Origin of the sequence: Pseudomonas sp. E45-MNA-CIBAN-0222, assembly GCF_040310405.1 — a bacterium.
In the GTDB taxonomy this organism is placed as follows: Bacteria; Pseudomonadota; Gammaproteobacteria; order Pseudomonadales; family Pseudomonadaceae; genus Stutzerimonas; species Stutzerimonas stutzeri_AC.
Genome location: NZ_JBEOPU010000084.1, coordinates 1 through 276 on the forward strand (window position 1 = coordinate 1; position 276 = coordinate 276).

Below are 276 nucleotides of genomic sequence, written 5' to 3' on the forward strand. Positions count from 1 at the left end.
CCCTGGGGCTCAAGGCGGCCGGCATGGCGCGGCAGCAACGCCTGCAGCAAGCCAGTTCCCTCGCGCTGCGCCGGGGCCTGGCCGCGGGCGATCTCGGCAAGTGTCCGCACCAGCTTTCCGGCGGCATGCAGAGCCGCGTCTCCCTGGCGCGGGCGCTCGTGCTGCAGCCGGATCTGCGGCTGCTCGACGAACCCTTCCCCGCGCTGGATCTCGTCCTCACGGAAGAGCTTTATGCCCTGCTGCTGGCGGGGACGGCGGCACGGGGCGTGGGCGTGG

1 protein-coding gene is annotated in these 276 nt (G+C 73.2%); it reads left to right on the plus strand.

Annotation, left to right across the window (positions count from 1 at the left end):
* A partial coding sequence (locus AAEZ08_RS22870; RefSeq protein ID WP_500125169.1) for an ATP-binding cassette domain-containing protein occupies nt 1-276 on the plus strand: 276 nt, incomplete at both ends.